General features: G+C 67.9%; 16 protein-coding genes. 6 read left to right on the top strand and 10 right to left on the bottom strand.

Annotated elements, in window-relative coordinates; all coding sequences use genetic code 11:
- Window positions 1-37: 37 nt before the first annotated feature.
- Window positions 38-895 (bottom strand): hypothetical protein, encoded by an 858-nt coding sequence (locus tag AC3WOE_RS13945; RefSeq protein ID WP_492691239.1) that lies wholly within the window; start codon window positions 893-895, stop codon window positions 38-40.
- A 463-nt stretch (window positions 896-1,358) separates the two neighbouring features.
- On the opposite strand from AC3WOE_RS13945, the gene AC3WOE_RS13940 reads away from it, so the two are divergent.
- Window positions 1,359-2,693 (top strand): NRAMP family divalent metal transporter, encoded by a 1,335-nt coding sequence (locus AC3WOE_RS13940; protein ID WP_492691238.1) that lies wholly within the window; start codon window positions 1,359-1,361, stop codon window positions 2,691-2,693.
- Window positions 2,694-2,706: 13 nt separating this feature from the next.
- On the opposite strand, the gene AC3WOE_RS13935 is transcribed toward AC3WOE_RS13940, so the two are convergent.
- Window positions 2,707-2,928, bottom strand: a complete 222-nt coding sequence (locus tag AC3WOE_RS13935) for a hypothetical protein (RefSeq protein WP_492691237.1) — start codon at window positions 2,926-2,928, stop codon at window positions 2,707-2,709.
- A gap of 152 nt (window positions 2,929-3,080) precedes the next feature.
- Window positions 3,081-5,159, bottom strand: coding sequence for an ATP-binding protein (locus AC3WOE_RS13930; RefSeq protein ID WP_492691236.1), 2,079 nt, complete (start codon window positions 5,157-5,159; stop codon window positions 3,081-3,083).
- Between the two features lie 212 nt (window positions 5,160-5,371).
- On the opposite strand from AC3WOE_RS13930, the gene AC3WOE_RS13925 reads away from it, so the two are divergent.
- Window positions 5,372-5,647 carry a hypothetical protein gene (locus AC3WOE_RS13925; RefSeq protein WP_492691234.1) on the top strand — a complete coding sequence of 92 codons (276 nt, stop codon included), beginning with the start codon at window positions 5,372-5,374 and terminating at the stop codon, window positions 5,645-5,647.
- A gap of 31 nt (window positions 5,648-5,678) precedes the next feature.
- Here AC3WOE_RS13925 and AC3WOE_RS13920 read toward each other — a convergent pair whose 3' ends face one another.
- From AC3WOE_RS13920 to mnmH, 3 genes are all read right to left on the bottom strand, one after another.
- Window positions 5,679-5,885 carry a hypothetical protein gene (locus AC3WOE_RS13920; protein WP_492691233.1) on the bottom strand — a complete coding sequence of 69 codons (207 nt, stop codon included), beginning with the start codon at window positions 5,883-5,885 and terminating at the stop codon, window positions 5,679-5,681.
- A 78-nt stretch (window positions 5,886-5,963) separates the two neighbouring features.
- Window positions 5,964-7,034 carry a selenide, water dikinase SelD gene (gene selD, locus AC3WOE_RS13915; protein WP_492691232.1) on the bottom strand — a complete coding sequence of 357 codons (1,071 nt, stop codon included), beginning with the start codon at window positions 7,032-7,034 and terminating at the stop codon, window positions 5,964-5,966.
- A gap of 8 nt (window positions 7,035-7,042) precedes the next feature.
- Window positions 7,043-8,089, bottom strand: a complete 1,047-nt coding sequence (gene mnmH, locus AC3WOE_RS13910) for a tRNA 2-selenouridine(34) synthase MnmH (protein WP_492691230.1) — start codon at window positions 8,087-8,089, stop codon at window positions 7,043-7,045.
- Between the two features lie 84 nt (window positions 8,090-8,173).
- Between mnmH and sugE the strand changes: the two genes are divergently transcribed.
- Window positions 8,174-8,494: a quaternary ammonium compound efflux SMR transporter SugE gene (gene sugE / locus AC3WOE_RS13905; RefSeq protein WP_492691229.1), complete on the top strand. Its 321-nt coding sequence runs from the start codon at window positions 8,174-8,176 to the stop codon at window positions 8,492-8,494.
- A 6-nt stretch (window positions 8,495-8,500) separates the two neighbouring features.
- The gene (locus tag AC3WOE_RS13900) at window positions 8,501-9,088 is read left to right on the top strand and encodes a GNAT family N-acetyltransferase (RefSeq protein ID WP_492691228.1); all 588 of its coding nucleotides are present in this window, start codon (window positions 8,501-8,503) and stop codon (window positions 9,086-9,088) included.
- 30 nt (window positions 9,089-9,118) lie between these two features.
- Here AC3WOE_RS13900 and AC3WOE_RS13895 read toward each other — a convergent pair whose 3' ends face one another.
- Both AC3WOE_RS13895 and AC3WOE_RS13890 read right to left on the bottom strand, forming a co-directional pair.
- On the bottom strand, window positions 9,119-10,597 hold the full coding sequence (locus tag AC3WOE_RS13895; RefSeq protein ID WP_492691226.1) for a CYTH and CHAD domain-containing protein: 1,479 nt from the start codon (window positions 10,595-10,597) through the stop codon (window positions 9,119-9,121).
- Between the two features lie 12 nt (window positions 10,598-10,609).
- Window positions 10,610-11,272 (bottom strand): glutathione S-transferase, encoded by a 663-nt coding sequence (locus AC3WOE_RS13890; protein ID WP_492691224.1) that lies wholly within the window; start codon window positions 11,270-11,272, stop codon window positions 10,610-10,612.
- A 153-nt stretch (window positions 11,273-11,425) separates the two neighbouring features.
- On the opposite strand from AC3WOE_RS13890, the gene AC3WOE_RS13885 reads away from it, so the two are divergent.
- Entirely contained in the window at window positions 11,426-13,462 is a 2,037-nt protein-coding gene (locus tag AC3WOE_RS13885; protein WP_492691222.1) for a hypothetical protein, read from the top strand.
- A gap of 15 nt (window positions 13,463-13,477) precedes the next feature.
- Here AC3WOE_RS13885 and AC3WOE_RS13880 read toward each other — a convergent pair whose 3' ends face one another.
- Window positions 13,478-14,362, bottom strand: a complete 885-nt coding sequence (locus AC3WOE_RS13880; protein ID WP_492691220.1) for a DMT family transporter — start codon at window positions 14,360-14,362, stop codon at window positions 13,478-13,480.
- 18 nt (window positions 14,363-14,380) lie between these two features.
- Between AC3WOE_RS13880 and AC3WOE_RS13875 the strand changes: the two genes are divergently transcribed.
- Complete coding sequence (locus AC3WOE_RS13875) at window positions 14,381-15,538, top strand: NAD(P)/FAD-dependent oxidoreductase (RefSeq protein WP_492691218.1); 1,158 nt, start codon at window positions 14,381-14,383, stop codon at window positions 15,536-15,538.
- A 60-nt stretch (window positions 15,539-15,598) separates the two neighbouring features.
- On the opposite strand, the gene rbp is transcribed toward AC3WOE_RS13875, so the two are convergent.
- On the bottom strand, window positions 15,599-15,952 hold the full coding sequence (gene rbp / locus AC3WOE_RS13870) for an RNA-binding regulator (RefSeq protein ID WP_492691216.1): 354 nt from the start codon (window positions 15,950-15,952) through the stop codon (window positions 15,599-15,601).
- Window positions 15,953-16,083 lie beyond the last annotated feature (131 nt).

The raw sequence follows: 16,083 nt of genomic DNA, 5'->3' as shown, positions 1-16,083 counted from the left end.
CCCGCGCGGCGGGCGCGACGCCTGCCGCTTGTCCGCCTCAGAAACCCACGGCCGGCAGTGTCACGTCCTTCGGGATCTCCATGCCGGTCCGCGTGGCCTTCACCAGCCCCAGCGCCTTCATCGCTTTCGCCGCGATGAAGCCGAAGTCGTATTCGCCCTCGACGTGGCTCAGGCGCAGAAAGCCCGGCGCGTGGTGGTGGTTGTTCTGCAGGCAGGCGCTGAAGGTGATCGTGACCGGCAGCCATTCGCCGATGTTCATCGCGTTGTCGCGCTCATCGTCGTGATGCCGGTAGCCGAAGCGGCGGTCGTGCGTCCAGAAGTTCTGGACCATGTTGATCCACAGCGCGAACACCCGGAACATCGTCCACATCACCACCGCGAAGGCCCAAGAGTGGGTGAGCTGGGCAATCAGCCACAACTGGCCGGCGGTCGCCACGATGATGAACGGCCAGTTCGACACCAGGCGGAACGGCCAGGTCTTCAAGATTGCATCGTTGGCGACGTTGTCCGTGGTCGGATACGGGAACATGCACAGCCACAACGTGCGCCACAGACCGTCGGAGGCCAGCTTGTTGGGGTCACCCGGATGGTCGGAAAAGCGGTGGTGCAGCCGGTGCCGGTTGACCCAGGCCACCGGGTCGATGTAGACGAAGAACGCGTTGTTGACGACGGTGATCGCCTTCACGAACCAGGGCTTGTAGTCCAGCGCACGATGCGCGATGCCCATGTGGATCACGCAGGAGAGGTAGACGCCGCCGATGAACCACGTCACGAGGAAGTAGACCGCCGCGACTGCCAGTCCACCCCAGGGACCGAGGGCGGGCGGCGCGACCGCGACGCAGGCCAGCCCGTAGACGACGATCAGCAGATAGCCGATAACGTTATAAGACTTCATCCTCGCTCCCCAAGCGCCTATCTTGGCGGACGATTCTAGGAGCGAGGTTCTCGTGCGGCGGGTTCAGAAATTCCCGCGTATGGGGCCCGCGCCGGGCGTCGGCGGCGCCGGCGCGGCAGAGGACGAAATCCTCTTTCCTTGCAGCCAGGTTTCCAGACTCAAACTCGGGTTGACCCTGATCACGGGCCTGAAGAAAATCGTGGTCCCTTCACTGACGGCATTGCCATGACCCCAGCACCTAGTTGCTGGCCTTCGCCGTCCAGTCTGTAGCCATCGCCTTGCGGCGCGGCTGCAACCCGGGCGGTGGAGGCTCTGACGACCTTCCATTTCCCGGGACAGCAGGCTTGCTGCGTTCGGCTTTCTGCCGACCAGCCTTCTCCCCGGACACCTTCGTGCCCCTGCGGCTCCCAGAAAGCGCCGCATTCTTCCGCCGTGCGCGTGGCACGGCGGCGGGGAGATACCCGTGCAACAACTCATCCTCCGCAACGCTTTCCTGTTGTCCCGGGCCTTTGCGAACGCCCGCGACCGGCTGCCCGACACCAAGGCCTTGGCCAGGCGCCTGGGTCCCGGCCTCATCACCGGTGCCGCCGACGATGACCCGAGCGGCATCGCCACCTATTCGCAGGCCGGGTCGCAGTTCCGCTTCGGCCTGGTCTGGACCCTGCTGCTGACCACGCCGCTGATGATCGGCATCCAGATGCTGTCGGCCCGCATCGGTTGGGTCACCGGCCAGGGGCTGGCCGCCAACATCGCCAAGGTCTGCCCGCGCTGGCTGACCCTGGGCCTGGTCGCGCTGCTGGTCGTCGCCAACACCATCAACATCGCGGCCGACATCGGCGCCATGGCCGAAGCCGCCCGCATGCTGGTGGGCGGTTCGCGGGTCTTGTTCATCGTCGGGTTCGGCGCGCTTTGCGTGCTGGGCCAGGTGTGTTTCTCCTACGAGCGTTCGGTGCGCATCCTGAAGTGGCTGACGCTGGCGCTGTTCTCCTACTTCGCCGTCGTCCTGGTGGTGCAGGTGCCGTGGCGACAGGCCACGGTGGAGTCCTTGCAGCCCTGGGCCTTCTTCCCTGTGGATGCCAAGTTCAGCGACTACGCCGGCATGGTGGTGGCCGTGCTGGGGACGACCATCAGCCCCTACCTCTTCTTCTGGCAGGCGTCGCAGGAGGTCGAGGAGATCCAGACCCGGCCGCATGCGGCCGAAATGCGGCTGGTGCCGGCCTATGCACAGGAGCACCTCTTCCGCATCAAGCAGGACACCTACATCGGCATGTCCTTCTCCAACGTGATCGCGCTCTGCATCGTGCTGGCCACGGCGGTGACGCTCAACCTGCACGGCATCACCAACATCCAGACTTCAGGCCAGGCGGCCGAGGCCCTGCGACCGGTGGCGGGCGAGTTCGCGTTCGCGGTGTTTGCGCTGGGCATCGTCGGCACGGGCCTGCTGGCCGTGCCGGTGCTGGCGGGCTCGGCGGCCTATGCGGTCAGCGAGGTCTTCGGCTGGAAGGCCAGCCTGTCGCATGGCTTCCATGAGGCGCGCGGCTTCTACGCCATCATCATCGCCGCGACAGTCATTGGCGCGCTGATGAGCCTGTTCGAACTGGATCCCATCAAGGCGCTGGTCTGGAGCGCCGTCGTCAACGGCGTCATCTCGGTGCCCATCATGGTGGTGATGATGTGGATAGGCCAGTCGCCCCGCGTGATGGGCGAGCTGACGATGTCCAGCCGGCACCGTGTGTTCGGCTGGGCGGCCACCGGTGTCATGGCCGTCGCCGTCGCGGTGATGTTCATCACCGCCTGAGGCTTCTGGCGCTCTACTTCTTCGGTGCCGAGGCAGCGTCGCCGGCAGCAGGGGCATCCTTGACCCAGGTGCCCTTGGCCGCAAGGCAGGCCTTCTTGGTCTTGGCCGTGTCCATGCTGCCGTCGGCCATCTTGCAGTGGTGGTTCTGGCGGCTGCCGGCGGCGAGGGCCAGAGAGCTGCCCGTGACGAGGGCGGCGGAGACCAGCGCGATGCGCAGCAATGTCGTGGATGTCATCTTGGATCCTTGGATGTGTTGGCCAGGGGGCGAGCCACTACCGGCTCGAGAAAACTCTACTGCGGCGCATGCCGCCGATGTGTGTCGCAGTGTTGCGCAGCGAGGCTTGATCCTTGCGCCAAGCCGTCCACGCTCCAGAAGGCCCGCGCGCCTCAAGGACTGTCGATGGCGGCGTCGATGGCCTGCAGCAGGTCGCCCTGATCAAAAGGCTTGGCAACGCGGCTGAACCACGCCGCGGAATCGTCTGCGCCGGCCTGGGCTTGAGCGCTGGCGCTGATGGCAATGACGGGAATCCTCGCCGTTCGCGGGTCCTGCGAGAGCAGCTCCAGCGCCTGCCGGCCGCTGAGTTCCGGCATGCTGTTGTCCATCAGGATGACGGCCGGCTGATGCGCGATCGCCAGGGCGACGCCTTCGCGCCCGTTGGTCGCCGTGACGAGCCTGAGATCGGGCCGCCGGGCCAGCTGCGCCTGCACCAGCTCATGGCTGGGCCCATCGTCATCCACGAGCAGGACCGTGCTGTGGCCCCGCTGAACTCGCGCACGGTCTGGCGCCGACGCAACAGCATCCGCAGGCTCGAGCTCGGGCGTGCTCTCATCGAACACCAGGTCCACCCAGAAGCTGCTGCCGACCCCGGGCGAGCTGCTCACGCCCATCCGCCCTCCCATCAGGTCGACCAGCTGCCTGGCAACCACCAGGCCCAGGCCCGTGCCCTCGACGGCATGGGGGCCTTCCCGGTTCAGGCCCAGGCGGTTGAAGGGCTCGAACAGGTGGTTGATCTGGTCTTCACTGAGACCGTGCCCTGTGTCGCGTATCTGGATGCGGACATGCTCCTGATCGACCTTGCCGACCTCCACGCTCAGCTCACCATACGGCTTGTTGTACTTGACCGCGTTCGACAGCAGGTTCAGCAGCACCTGCTTCAACCTGCGCTGGTCGGCCACGACGACCAGGTTCTCGTTGAGCGTCGGAAATGCGGTCTTGAGACCCCGGGCCGCGGCTTGCGGCGCCACCATCGCCGCACACTCGGCAAGCAGGGGCTGCAGTCGCCAACGCTGCAGATCGAGCTCGACCTTGCCCGCCTCGATCCGAGCCAGGTCCAGCAGTTCGCCGATCAGGGACAGCAGGTGTTCGCCGGCCTTGTGAATATGCGTGTTGAAGACCGCCTGACGCTCCGCAGGGAGGCCGTGTGCCGGCGTCGAGAGCAGCTGCGAGAACCCGATGATGGCGTTCAGCGGCGTGCGCAGCTCATGGCTCATGCGGCTGAGGAACTCGCTCTTGGCCCGATTGGCAGCTTCGGCGGCGAGCGTGGCAAGCATCAGTTCGCGGTTGGTGGCCTGCAGCTGCTCGGTGCGCTGCGCCACCCGAAGCTCCAGCTCTTCGTTGACGCTGCGGACCATGAACTCCGCCGCCTTCTGGGCCGTCACGTCCTGCAGGGTGCTGAACCAGCGCGCGCCCCCCACGCCGGCCGCACTGCCGATGGGCTCGATGACCTGGGCCACCTGCAGGGCCTCGCCGCCGGGCCGCACGAGGCGGTATTCAGTCTCCACCTTGGTGCCGCTGCGGTAGGCCTGCGCGAGGGCGTCGCTGAACTTGCGGCGGTCCTCTTCGTGCACCAGCCTGTCCCTCCAGTCCTGGTTGCTGAGCGGCATGCTGTCGGCATCGCAGCCCGCGAGGGCCGGCAGGGTCTCCGACCAGTTCTCGAACGAGCCGTCGGCGCGCGTCACGACGTGCGCCAGCCGGGCCAGGACCTGCGCCCGGCGCAGCCCGGCCTCGCGCTCGCGCAGCGCCGCCTCGGCCAGCACCCGCTGGGTGACATCCAGCGGCGCAACGAAACGTGCGGGCCGGCCTTGGTGCAGCAATTCGTGGGAGGTGATCTCGACGTAGATCAGGCTCCCATCCCTGAGCAGATGGCGCCACACGCCGCTGTTGAAGCTTTGGGTCGGGGTGAGCTTGACGGATTGCTCCACGGCCTCGACGTCCTCCGCAGGTCGGATATCCCGGAGGGTCATCGACAGGAATTCGTCGCGCGTGTAGCCGTACTTCTGGCACGCCACCTCGTTGACATCCAGGAAGGCCAGCGTCTGGAGGTCGTAGATCCACATCGGGACGGGATTGGCCTCGAACAATTGCCGATACCAGGCGGCGTCCGAAGCATTCGTCGCCGCAGCGTCGCCCTCCGGCGCATTGGCCCCGGGCGAAGTGAACGTCGTTTTCGATCCCCCTGAGGACATGCGCGCCCTGAGCTCCTCTTGCCGCTAAAGCTGCGTCTGAGCGCAGCGCTCTGACTCTAGCCATTCCCGGCGCCGGCAGTGTGCCGGCAAGCGTAAAAGTCCGTGGCATGCGAGGCTGGATGAAGCCGCATCGGTGGGCGGATTCTCGCGAGTCATTTGGCCGCCGGCGTGCGGGCTCATCTGGTGAGCCTGCGTCCCGACACGATGGCGCCATGACAGCAGCCCTCGACCACCGCGCCCCGCCAGTACCCGCCAATGCCGACAACGGCATCCTGAGCCGGGTTCCCGGTCAATACATCGCCCTGGCCAGCAAGTCCCTGCCAGACCCGGCCTGTGCGGTCGACGATGAAATGTGCGTCGAAATAGACGCCGCCTGGGCGGGGCGCGTGCGCCTCACGTTCAGGAAGCAGCGCTACAGCAGGCCCAAGGGCAAGATTTCCTACGTCTCCTGGCTGTGCCGCCATGCCGAACATGTCGAGCCGCCCTGAAGTCGGCTGGATGCACGCACCCGGCCTGTTTTCAGTCGACGATGAACTCTTCGCTGCCCATGCGGTGGCTGCCGTGGAAGACCTGATGGCCCGGGCCACGCCGCTGGGCTTCGGTCTGGGCCTCGGCGGCATGCGCATGGAAGCTGACGAAGTCGCCCGGGATCTGCTGCTTCACGCGCAGCACCATCCAGCCCTTGACCCAGCCCGGATGCAGGGGGTCTGTCTGTCCTGTTTCCATGTCATCTCCTGGCCTGCTCCTGATGACGCCAGTTTTCGCCGACTGGAAGGCTTTGTCTGTAGGACGACGCGAGAGCGTTCAGGCCTGGCGCAGGCGCAGGCGACTGCCCTCGGTGCCGCGGGCCACCACGCTGCCGATCTCGGCAGCGGCGCCAAAGCCGTGGCGGTGGAAGACCTCCAGCACCTCGTCCACGGCGCCGGCATCGCAGGAGACCAGCAGCCCACCGCTGGTCTGGGGGTCGGTCAGCAGGGCACGGTTGACGGCGGAAAAGCCGTCGGGCAGCAGCACCTCGGCGCCGTAGCCCGCCCAGTTGCGCCCGGAGGCGCCAGTCACCATGCCGGCCTCGGCGAGTTCGCGCACGCCAGGCAGCAGGGGCACGCGGTCCCAGGCGATCTCCACGCTGGCCTGGGCGCCGCGCGCCAGCTCCAGCCCGTGGCCCGCCAGACCGAAGCCGGTGACATCGGTCATCGCATGCACGCCGGCCAGCGCGGCCAGGTCGGGCCCGGGCGTGTTGAGCTGGGTCGTCGTGGCGAGCATCTGCGCATAGCCCTCGGCCGACAGCGCCTCCTTCTTCAGCGCCGCCGACAGGATGCCCACGCCCAGCGGCTTGCCCAGCACCAGCCGGTCGCCGACGCGCGCGTCGGCATTGCGCTTGACGCGCTTGGGATGCACCACGCCCAGGGCGACCAGGCCGTAGATGGCTTCGACCGAATCGATGGTGTGGCCGCCGGCAATCGGGATGCCCGCGGCGCTGCAGACCGATTCGCCACCCTGCAGGATCTTGCCGATGACGTCGACCGGCAGCACATTGATGGGCATGCCCACCAGGGCCAGGGCCATGATGGGCGTGCCGCCCATGGCGTAGACGTCGCTGATGGCATTCGTCGCGGCGATGCGGCCGAAGTCGAAGGGGTCGTCGACGATGGGCATGAAGAAGTCCGTCGTCGCGATCAGCGCGATGTCGTCGGTCAACTGATAGACCGCGGCGTCGTCAGCGGTCTCGATGCCCACCAGCAGCTGCGGCGGCGCCGGGAAGTTGCGGGTGTTCTTCAGGATCTCGCTCAGCACGCCGGGAGCGATCTTGCAGCCGCAGCCGCCGCCGTGGGACAGCGAGGTCAGGCGGGGCACGGGCGGTGTTGTGGAGGTCATGATGCGGTCTAGGGCAGAGAAGCGATGCGGCGGGCCAGGGCCTGGATGCCGTCATCCGACAGATCCTCGCATTGCAGGCGCTGGGCGTCCGGCAGGCCGGCCAGATGCCGGCCCTGCGAGCGGGCATAGAGGGGGTCGTAGTGCTGGGCCATCAGGGCCTCGAACAGCGGGGGCAGGGCGCCTTCCAGCGCCCATGCCTGCCATTGCGCCAGCACTTCCTTGGGCAGCAGCTCGCGCAGCGTGCCCAGCTTGTCGGCCAGGCCTTGCGGGTCGTCGCCCAGCCAGGCGTAGTCGTGCAGCAGATAGGCCAGGCGCGCGGCGGGCGTGGCGGCGATCTCGACGACCGGGCTTTCGCGCAGGCGTTGCAGCAGCGGCTCCGGCACCGTGATGCGGCCGATGCGCCGGCTCTCGGCCTCGACCCAGACGCGCTGTCCCAGGTCCAGGCCGGACAGGGCCTGCATCAGCTGGGTCTCGAAGCCCTTCTGTGACGGCTGCGGCCGGCCGGGCACGGCACCCAGCACCGAGCCGCGATGCGCGGCCAGGTCTTCCAGGTCGAGGATCTGCTCGCCCTGCTCGCCCAGGGCCTGCAGCACCCGCGTCTTGGCGCTGCCGGTGGGGCCGCACAGCACGCGCAGCTGCAGCTGTGGTGCCCGCAGCGCGATCTGCTCGATGACATGGGCCCGCCAGGCCTTGTAGCCGCCCTTGAGCTGCTGGGCGTCCCAGCCCACCAGCCTCAGCCAGTTGACGAAGCTGCCGCTGCGCATGCCGCCGCGCCAGCAGTAGACGAGAGGGCGCCAGTCCCTGGACTTGTCGTGGAAGAGGCCGTCCAGGTGGCGGGCGATATTGCGCGCCACCATGGCGCCGCCGATCTTGCGCGCCTCGAAGGCCGAGGTCTGGACATAGGTGGTGCCGACGATGCGGCGCTCCTCGTCGTCCAGCACCGGGCAGTTGATGGCGCCGGGGATGTGGTCGAGGGCGTACTCGGCCGGCGAGCGCGCGTCGATGAGGACGGTGAACTCGCCCAGCTCGTTGACAGTGGTGGGCTTGTGACTCATTGCCGCTAGGTTAAGGCAACCCCACGGGGCCCCGGGATTTCGGGCGCGGCCAGAATCCCTGCAGGGCACTACAGAGGAAGTTGAATGGCCTGGATCATTCTCGTTATTGCCGGCCTGTTCGAGGTCGGCTGGGCCATCGGCCTGAAATACACCGAAGGCTTCACCAAGCCCTGGCCCAGCGCGGCGACGGCCGCCTGCATGATCGTCAGTCTGTGGCTGCTGGGCATCGCGATGAAGTCGCTGCCGGTGGGCACGGCCTATGGCGTCTGGGTCGGCGTGGGTGCGGTGGGCACGGTCATCCTGGGCATCGTGCTGCTCGGCGAGCCGGCCAATCTGGCGCGCCTGCTCAGCATCGGCCTCATCGTCGCCGGCATCGTCGGGCTGAAGCTGTCCTCGGCCGACTGACGCACCATGAAGCTCGCGGTGCACCCCCTGACACCCGAGCGCTGGCCCGACCTCGAGGCCTTGTTCGAGGCCCGCGGCTGCTCGGTGGCGCGCGGCTGCTGGTGCATGTACTACCGCGTCACCGGCAAGGGCACCTACACGCGGCCGAGCGAGTCGCAGCGCCGGCTCGCGCACGACGCGCTGAAGGCCCTCGCCTGCGAAGACCCGCCACCGGGTCTCATCGGCTACGACGGCCACGACGGAGATCGGCCGGTGGGCTGGGTGTCGCTCGGCCCGCGCGAGGACTTCGCCAAGCTGCGCCGCTCGCCGGCCATGAAGGCGGTGGACGATGAACCGGTCTGGTCCATCGTCTGCCTCGTCGTGCCGTCGCAGTACCGCAAGCAGGGTGTGGCGCGGGGCATGCTCAAGGGCGCGGTGGCCTTTGCGCGCCAACGTGGCGTTCGCCTCGTCGAGGCCTATCCGGTCGACAAGGGCGACGCGGGGGCGCCGGACGCGCCCTGGTTCGGGACGCTGGCCATGTTCGACGAGCTGGGCTTCGAGGAGGTCGCGCGGCACAAGCCGGCGCGGCCCATCGTCAGGCTGCGGGTCTGTTAACGCGACCTGGTGCCATCGCGTCAACAGACCCTAGCGCGCCAGGTTCTCGACGGCGGCCAGGTGGCCGAGTTCGTCGCGTGCCTTGTCGCGCGCCTCGGCCAGGCGGGCCGTCAGCCAGCCCACCGCGAACCAGGCGGCCGGATGGCTGGCGACGAGGGCCTGATAGCGGTCGCGGGCCACGACGAGGTCGTTGATCTCGCCCAGGGCCTGCTGGGCCGCGGCCAGGACCTGCAGATGGCGGGCCGCATGCTTTTGCGGCAGCAATGGCGCGAAGAACTCGATCGCATAGCGCTGGCGCTTGGCGTGCTTGCGCAGCGTGTGCAGGGCCGTGGGCTCGAGTTCGTCGAAGCGGAGGCAGTCCCGCGCCAGTGCCTTGTGCCAGCGGCGCAGCCGCTTGCGGGCCAGGTGCTTCAGCGGTTGCTGCGGTTCGGCGAGCGGCTGCAGGCTGGCGCGCCAGGTGATCCACGCGAGCAGCAGCCGCTGGACGGTGTCACCGCGGATCAGGGCGGCGAGGTCGGCCGCATCGCCTTCGGTGGGGAGGTCCAGCGGCGGTGCGCCGGCCTGCCGGAGTTCCTCGGCCACACCGCTGCCCAGCACATCGCTGTCGCGCGTCTTGCCCAGTTCTGCGAACAGCGCGCGCAGGCCGTCCACCAGCTCGGTCGGCGCCTCGGCCACCCAGCCGCGGAAGGCCCGCAGCGCGCTGCGCAGCCGCCGGATGCCGATGCGGGCCTGGTGCACATGCTCGGCGCGCAGCTCGGGGGCGCCCGCGGCCAGGCCGATGGCATTGCGGCTGATATGGGCCAGGCATTCGTCGAGCACCGCGCCGAAGGCCTCGAGGGCGCTGGCGTCCTTGGCATAGCGCGGCAACCTGGCCTTGCGCAGCGGCGGATGGGGCGTTCCGGCCGCGAGATGGTGGCCGCGCTCGGCCTTGTTGAGTGGGTCGTAGACGAGGCCGAAGCGGCGCCGCCAGCGCTCGACCAGGCCGAGCATGGCGACCGGCGCGCCGGAGACCAACTCGAACTCGAGCTCGCACAGCTTCTGCATCGCCGTGCCGGCGGTCACCCGGCCCTCGTCCAAGGAGATGTCGACGACGGCACCGGTCGTGCGCACGCGGCGCAGCAGGCGGCGCTGCTGGATCTGGAAGCGCAGGCCGACGTCCTGGCCTTCCGTCTTGGCGTTCTCCAGCAGTTCGATCAACTGCCGGCCACGATCCGTCTCGGCGTGCGCCTGCGGGTCGGGGTGGGCGTCCGGACGAATGACCTCGTGCTCGAAGCGCTGCAGCGCAGCGCTGCCCGCGGCCTTCAGTCCCTGCATCCAGCGCCGGCCTTCGCGGCGCATGCGCCAGGCCAGGCCGGCACGGGCGAGGCGCCGGTCGGGCGTGTCGAAATAGGCGTCGATCAGCGAAACACGCCGCGCCGTGCCTCGTCCTCCCAGCTCGGCGGCCAGGGCCGCGCGGGAGGCCGCCGGCACGAGGAACTTCAGTTCGATTTCGACGGGCGCGGTGGTCAAGGCGGTGTGGGTTCAGGCTCGGTTGGCCGCCAGCGACTTGTCCTGATCGGCCTTGCGATCGGCGACCACCTTGAGGGCATGGGGGCGTTCGCCGATCAGCTTGGCATAGGACTTCCAGTCCACGCCGGCGGCGGCCAGGAAGTCTTCGCCGTAGATGGCCTTGGTGGCCATCGCCACCAGGGGCAAGCTGACCCAGCCGGCGCAGTCGGCCAGCGTGAAGGTGTCGCCGGCCAGATAGGGGCCGAACTTGGCCAGGCGCTTGAAGGCCTGGATGTTCTCGGGCAGCACGCGGGCGACGCGTTTCTTGGTGCCGTCGCTGACCTGGCCGCCGAAGAAGGCCTCGGCATAGAGCTCGCGCACGACGAGTTCGAGATGCAGCTCCACATAGGTGATCAGCTCGCGCACCTTGGCGGCCTGGTAGGGGTCGGCGGGGATGAGCCTGGGGGTGTCCGGGTAGGCCGCTTCGAGGTATTCGACGATGGCCTGGCTCTCGCACAGCGGGCCCTGGGGCGTCTTGATGAAGGGCACCTTGCCCAGCGGCGAGCAGCTCAGCACCTCCTCGGCGTGGGAATGCGTTTTCACGTATTCCTCGGTGAAGGGAATGCCCTTTTCCAGCAGGACCAGCTTGGCCTTGTTGTAGTAGTTCGAGAGCGGGATGCCGCAGAGGGTGATCATGGGGGTCTCCTGGGTGGAAGCACGCAGTCTATGCAGGGCGGGGCGGGGCTTCTAGCGCGAGCGCGACACGGCGCAGGACCTCATTTTTGTGGATGCCGGCCGGGGTGGCGACCCTTAACGTCGCGGCCATATCAACAGTCGAGGGAGGCGGTCATGCGCCAGGGTATCCATCTCCGTCCGGTACGCTTGCCCCGGCTGCTCGTGGTGGCGGCTGCCGCGGCCAGCGTGGGGGGCTGCGCCTTCTTTGATCCCTATGTGAGCATGAAGCCGCTCAAGACCGAGGCCGCGGAACGCGACAAGGTCCCGTTTGCCGGTGGGGCGAACCAGGCCATTGAGCAGGTCGAGGCCGTGCGGCAGGACTATTTCAGCGGCATGCGGCAGATCGGCGTCACGCGGGCGACGTTCGCGACGGGGGCGACGCTCATCACAGGTTACGCGCTTTACAACGCGCTCAAGCCCAACCCTCCCGGATTGACTGACCCCACCTTCGAGACCAAGCGGACTACCGTTGCTCTCGGCGCCGTCCTGGCCACGTCGCTGGGCCTGAGCGAGTACGCACTGAACAAGGGCCAGGAGTCGGCCTACAACGTCGGATACCAGGCGCTGACATGTCTGCTGCGCCAATCGGCACCGCTGCTGATGCCGCAGTCTGCGCCAGCGGGCACCAAGCAAGCCGACAACCTCCAGGATTTGGAGCAGGCGATTGCGACGCTTTCCACGCAGATCGACAAACTGTCGCGGGACGTTGCATCGGCACGCATCGGTGTGGCCGAGGGCCAGGCCCTTGCGGCGCTGGCGCAAGCCCAGGCGGTGGCTCGACTCATTGCGGCCAACGACGCATTGCCGGACAAGCCCGGATCCGCCGTCAAGTCCGACAAGGCGAAGAAGGCCGGTCCGGCACAGGAGGGGCGCAAGAAGTTGAGCCCCGAGGAGTTGTCTGAAGAGATCGGAAGACTCAAGGTGGCGTTGCCCGAAGGCGTCCAGAACCGTCCCTATCTGCCTCGCACCATCCGCGATGTCGACAAGGCGCTCCACTATGCGCGCCGTACGCTGGAAGACGGCAAGAGTCTGCGGCAGGCGGTGGTGGGTTCCGGAGAGTCGATTCGTGATCGCGCTCACACCATCATCACGACGGTCAACGATCTGATCCGTGTGGCGCAACCCGATCTGAAGAAGGCCGATGTGTCTCTGTCCGAGGCCCAAGACGTCGTGTCTGGCTTCAAGAAGATTGGCAACGATACCGCCGAGGATCAGCCCGACGCGAATGGCGGCAGCACCACCAGCAGCTTGCCTCACGCCCTTGGTGAATCGAAGTTCGCCATGGTCGCGCCCCACGTGTCGGAGCGTTGGGCCATGCCTGGGGGTCCCGGCGTGCTGATGATGGGCAGTTCGCTTGCGGCCGTCGTGGCGGCCAACGCCGTTGCAGCCCAGCCAGCGGCGTCCGCAGCCTCGGCGCCCACCGATGCAGCGTCCGCCCCGAAACGCGCACCTGCCCCCGCCCCCAAATCGGCGCCGGTCAAGCCTCCTGCGCCGGCGTCCGCCAAGCTGACGACGGAGGAGCTTGAGAAACTGCAGGACCTGATCGAGACTACCTTGAAGCAAGCCAAGCAGCGCCAGGCCGAAGAAGCCCGGCAGAAGCTTGTCGACGGCTACAAGAGCAAGATCGAAGACTTGGCGAAACCTCGAGAGGTCTGCAGAGGTGACGCTGCGGCGCCGCGTTGCGACACCGAGTCCTTGGCCCGCCGCATCGAGGATCTTTATGCCGCGCGCCGCGCAGTGGCTGCCATGGTCTTGCATTTCAGAGCGCAAACCAAGGCAGTTCGCCGAATTGCTGGCTGTCCCAGCGATTCAGGCATCCGCGTCACGCCCAACGAGAGCTTCGCCGCCAACGCCGGAGAGACCTACAGCTTTGTCGTGACTCAACCCAATCCGGGATCTCCGGTCGCCATGCTGCAAGGGGAACTGGGCGATGACGTGGCGTCATTGACCACGACCTCCTTGGGCACCGCAGGCATGCAGGCCAAGGTGCAATTCGGCAAGAAGGCCAAGGGGCGCTACATCCTGCAGGCAACCGACTCCACCGGCGACTTCAGCGAAAGCGTGCAGATCTTCGTCAAGGCAGCCCCCAAGGCCAAGGACGATCCTGCTGACAAGCCCAAGCCAGCGGCGTCCGCCGCGGGGGATTCCTGAAACCGGGCGCCACCATCAGCGATTCACCAGCACGATGCCTACCGCCAGCGCGGCCAGCGCCGCGACCAGGCGGGCGCTGATGCCCTCGCCCAGCAGCAGGGCGCCGGCCACGAGGCCGAACAGCGGCGTGCTGAGCGTGAAGACGGCGAGCTTGGTCGCGGCGTAGTGCCTGATCAGCCAGAACCAGACCAGATAGCTGGCGAAGGTGACGACGACGGCCTGGAAGCCGAACAGACCCAGCAGGCGCGGTGACCAGTGCAACGGCAGGGGTTCACCGGCGAACAGGGCGGCAGCGCACAGCGCGAGGGCCGAGACGCCGAGCTGGTAGAGCAGGGTCTTCTCGGCCGGCGCCGAACTCAGCCGGGTGGCGCGGATGGCCAGCGTCGTGCCGCCCCACAGCACGGCGGCGGCCACACCCAGGGTGTCGCCCCACCACTGCATCGGTGTGCCCGGCGCCGAGAAGCCCTCCGCGAAGGCAAAGGCCATGGCACCGAAGGCCAGCACCAGACCGACCCATTGCCGCGCCGACAGCGCTTCGCCGCGCGCGATCCACGGCATGCCCAGAGCGACGACGAAGGGCGCCAGATAGATGAAGACCACCATGCGCGAGGCGCTGGTGTATTGCAGGCCGACGAAGATGCAGCCGAACTCGGCCGCGAACAGCAGGCCCGCGATCAGGCCGCCCCGGAGGCTGCCGTCGCGCTCGAAGAGCTTGATGCCGCGCGACATCGCCCACAGCCACACCAGCACGCCCGCGACGACGGAGCGCAGCCCTGCCTGCCACAGCGGCGTGATCTCGGTCAGCGCGGCCTTGGCGGCGACCTGGTTGATGCCCCAGAGCAGGCAGCACAGCAGCAGCAGGGCGATGGCACGGGGATCGAGGTGGGTCTGTCGGCTCATGGCCTCTATGCTGCCAGCATGTTCGAAGTGACCGTGATCGGTGGTGGCGTGATGGGCGCGGCCACCGCTTGCTTCCTGGCCCGCGACCACGCTGCCCGCGTGACCGTCGTCGAGCGCGATCCGTCCTATGCGCGGGCATCGAGCTCGTTGTCGCTGAGCTCCATCCGCCAGCAGTTCTCGCAGCCGGTCAATATGGCCCTGTCGAGATGGAGCATCGAATTCCTGCGCCGCGTGGCGGACGAATTGGCGACCAGTGACGACCGACCCGCCATCGGCCTGGTCGAGCCGGGCTATCTCTATCTGGCGACCCGGGCGGGCGAGGCGACGCTGCGCGAGGTGAATGAAGTGCAGCGCGCCGAGGGGGTCGACGTGGCGCTGTTGTCGCCTGCTGAACTCGCGGCCCGTTTTCCCTGGCTGGCCGTCGACGATCTCGCCTTGGGCTCACTCGGCCTCAGCGGCGAAGGCTGGTTCGACGGCCCGGCCCTGCATCGCGCCTTCCGGCGCAAGGCCAAGGCTTGTGGGGTTCGCTTCGTCGACGGTGAGGCGGTGGATTTCGAGACCCGGGGCGACCGCGTGACGGCGCTGCGCTGCGCGGATGGCAGGCGCATCGGCGGCGACAGCTTCCTGCTCGCCGCCGGTGCCTGGAGCGCGGCGCTGGGCGCGGCCCTCGGCTTCACGCTGCCCGTCAGCGCCAAGAAGCGCGACGTCTTCGTGCTGGAGACGCCGGCCGCGCTGCCCGGCTGTCCCCTGGTCATCGACCCCAGCGGTTTCTGGTTCCGCCCCGAGGGTTCGCTGATCCTGGCCGGCGGCCCGCCGCGTGGCGCAGACATTGATGACGCGCCGCTGCACGACATCGACCATGGCCTGTTTGAAGAGCTGCTGTGGCCGACGCTGGCGGCCCGCGTGCCGGCGTTCGAGGCTCTGCGCGTGCGATCAAGCTGGGCCGGCTACTACGAGATGAATGCCTTCGACCAGAACGGCCTGGCCGGCCGCCTGCCCGGCTATGCGAACGCCTTCACGGCCTGTGGCTTCTCGGGCCACGGCATGCAGCAGTCACCCGCGGTCGGGCACTCGATGGCGCGGCTGATCGCGGGGCTGGACGCGCCGTTGATCGAAGCGCTGTTGCCGCAACGGCTGCTGGATGGCAGGCCGCTGCTGGAAGCGAATGTGATCTAGGAGGCCGCTGGCATAAAAAAACCGGCTCCAAGGAGCCGGTTTTCTGCCGCGGCGGCGAGCTCAGTAGCGACCGCCACCGAAGCCGCCGCTGCCATAGCCGACGTCCGCACGATGGGAGGCGCGGTAGCCCGCGGCACCGCCTCGGTCGGACGAACCACTGCCGGCTTCGCGCGGGCGCGCCAGGCTCACGACGATGGAGCGGCCGTCGACCGACACGCCGTGCAGGGCCGTGATGGCGGCTTGAGCGACTTCGGCCGATGCCATTTCCACGAAGCCGAAGCCCTTGGAAGTGCCGGTGTCGCGGTCCATCATGACCCGGGCGGAGGTGACGTCGCCGAACTCGGCGAAGTTGCTTTTCAGGCTGGCATGGGTCACGGAAAAGGGCAGGTTGCCCACGTAGATCTTGGTGCTCATCGGGAGCCTTTCTTTGAAGCCGCGCACCGTCACGAGGCGGGTGACGGGCGCTTGTGTCGCAGGCGGGGGCCACCTGCGTGAGCACCGGGATGCTCGGATGGCCGCAGCTCAGCAGGCCATCAGGCGACATG

It is taken from the genome of Roseateles sp. FW305-36 (genome assembly GCF_058787015.1).
This window is presented reverse-complemented; position numbering and strand designations above follow the sequence as displayed.

Coding starts and splice junctions, on each gene's coding strand:
- AC3WOE_RS13945 (WP_492691239.1), bottom strand. CDS start 895: ATGAAGTCTTATAACGTTATCGGCTATCTGCTGATCGTCGTCTACGGG.
- AC3WOE_RS13935 (WP_492691237.1), bottom strand. CDS start 2,928: ATGACATCCACGACATTGCTGCGCATCGCGCTGGTCTCCGCCGCCCTC.
- AC3WOE_RS13930 (WP_492691236.1), bottom strand. CDS start 5,159: ATGTCCTCAGGGGGATCGAAAACGACGTTCACTTCGCCCGGGGCCAAT.
- AC3WOE_RS13925 (WP_492691234.1), top strand. CDS start 5,372: ATGACAGCAGCCCTCGACCACCGCGCCCCGCCAGTACCCGCCAATGCC.
- AC3WOE_RS13920 (WP_492691233.1), bottom strand. CDS start 5,885: ATGGAAACAGGACAGACAGACCCCCTGCATCCGGGCTGGGTCAAGGGC.
- selD (WP_492691232.1), bottom strand. CDS start 7,034: ATGACCTCCACAACACCGCCCGTGCCCCGCCTGACCTCGCTGTCCCAC.
- mnmH (WP_492691230.1), bottom strand. CDS start 8,089: ATGAGTCACAAGCCCACCACTGTCAACGAGCTGGGCGAGTTCACCGTC.
- sugE (WP_492691229.1), top strand. CDS start 8,174: ATGGCCTGGATCATTCTCGTTATTGCCGGCCTGTTCGAGGTCGGCTGG.
- AC3WOE_RS13900 (WP_492691228.1), top strand. CDS start 8,501: ATGAAGCTCGCGGTGCACCCCCTGACACCCGAGCGCTGGCCCGACCTC.
- AC3WOE_RS13890 (WP_492691224.1), bottom strand. CDS start 11,272: ATGATCACCCTCTGCGGCATCCCGCTCTCGAACTACTACAACAAGGCC.
- AC3WOE_RS13885 (WP_492691222.1), top strand. CDS start 11,426: ATGCGCCAGGGTATCCATCTCCGTCCGGTACGCTTGCCCCGGCTGCTC.
- AC3WOE_RS13880 (WP_492691220.1), bottom strand. CDS start 14,362: ATGAGCCGACAGACCCACCTCGATCCCCGTGCCATCGCCCTGCTGCTG.
- AC3WOE_RS13875 (WP_492691218.1), top strand. CDS start 14,381: ATGTTCGAAGTGACCGTGATCGGTGGTGGCGTGATGGGCGCGGCCACC.
- rbp (WP_492691216.1), bottom strand. CDS start 15,952: ATGAGCACCAAGATCTACGTGGGCAACCTGCCCTTTTCCGTGACCCAT.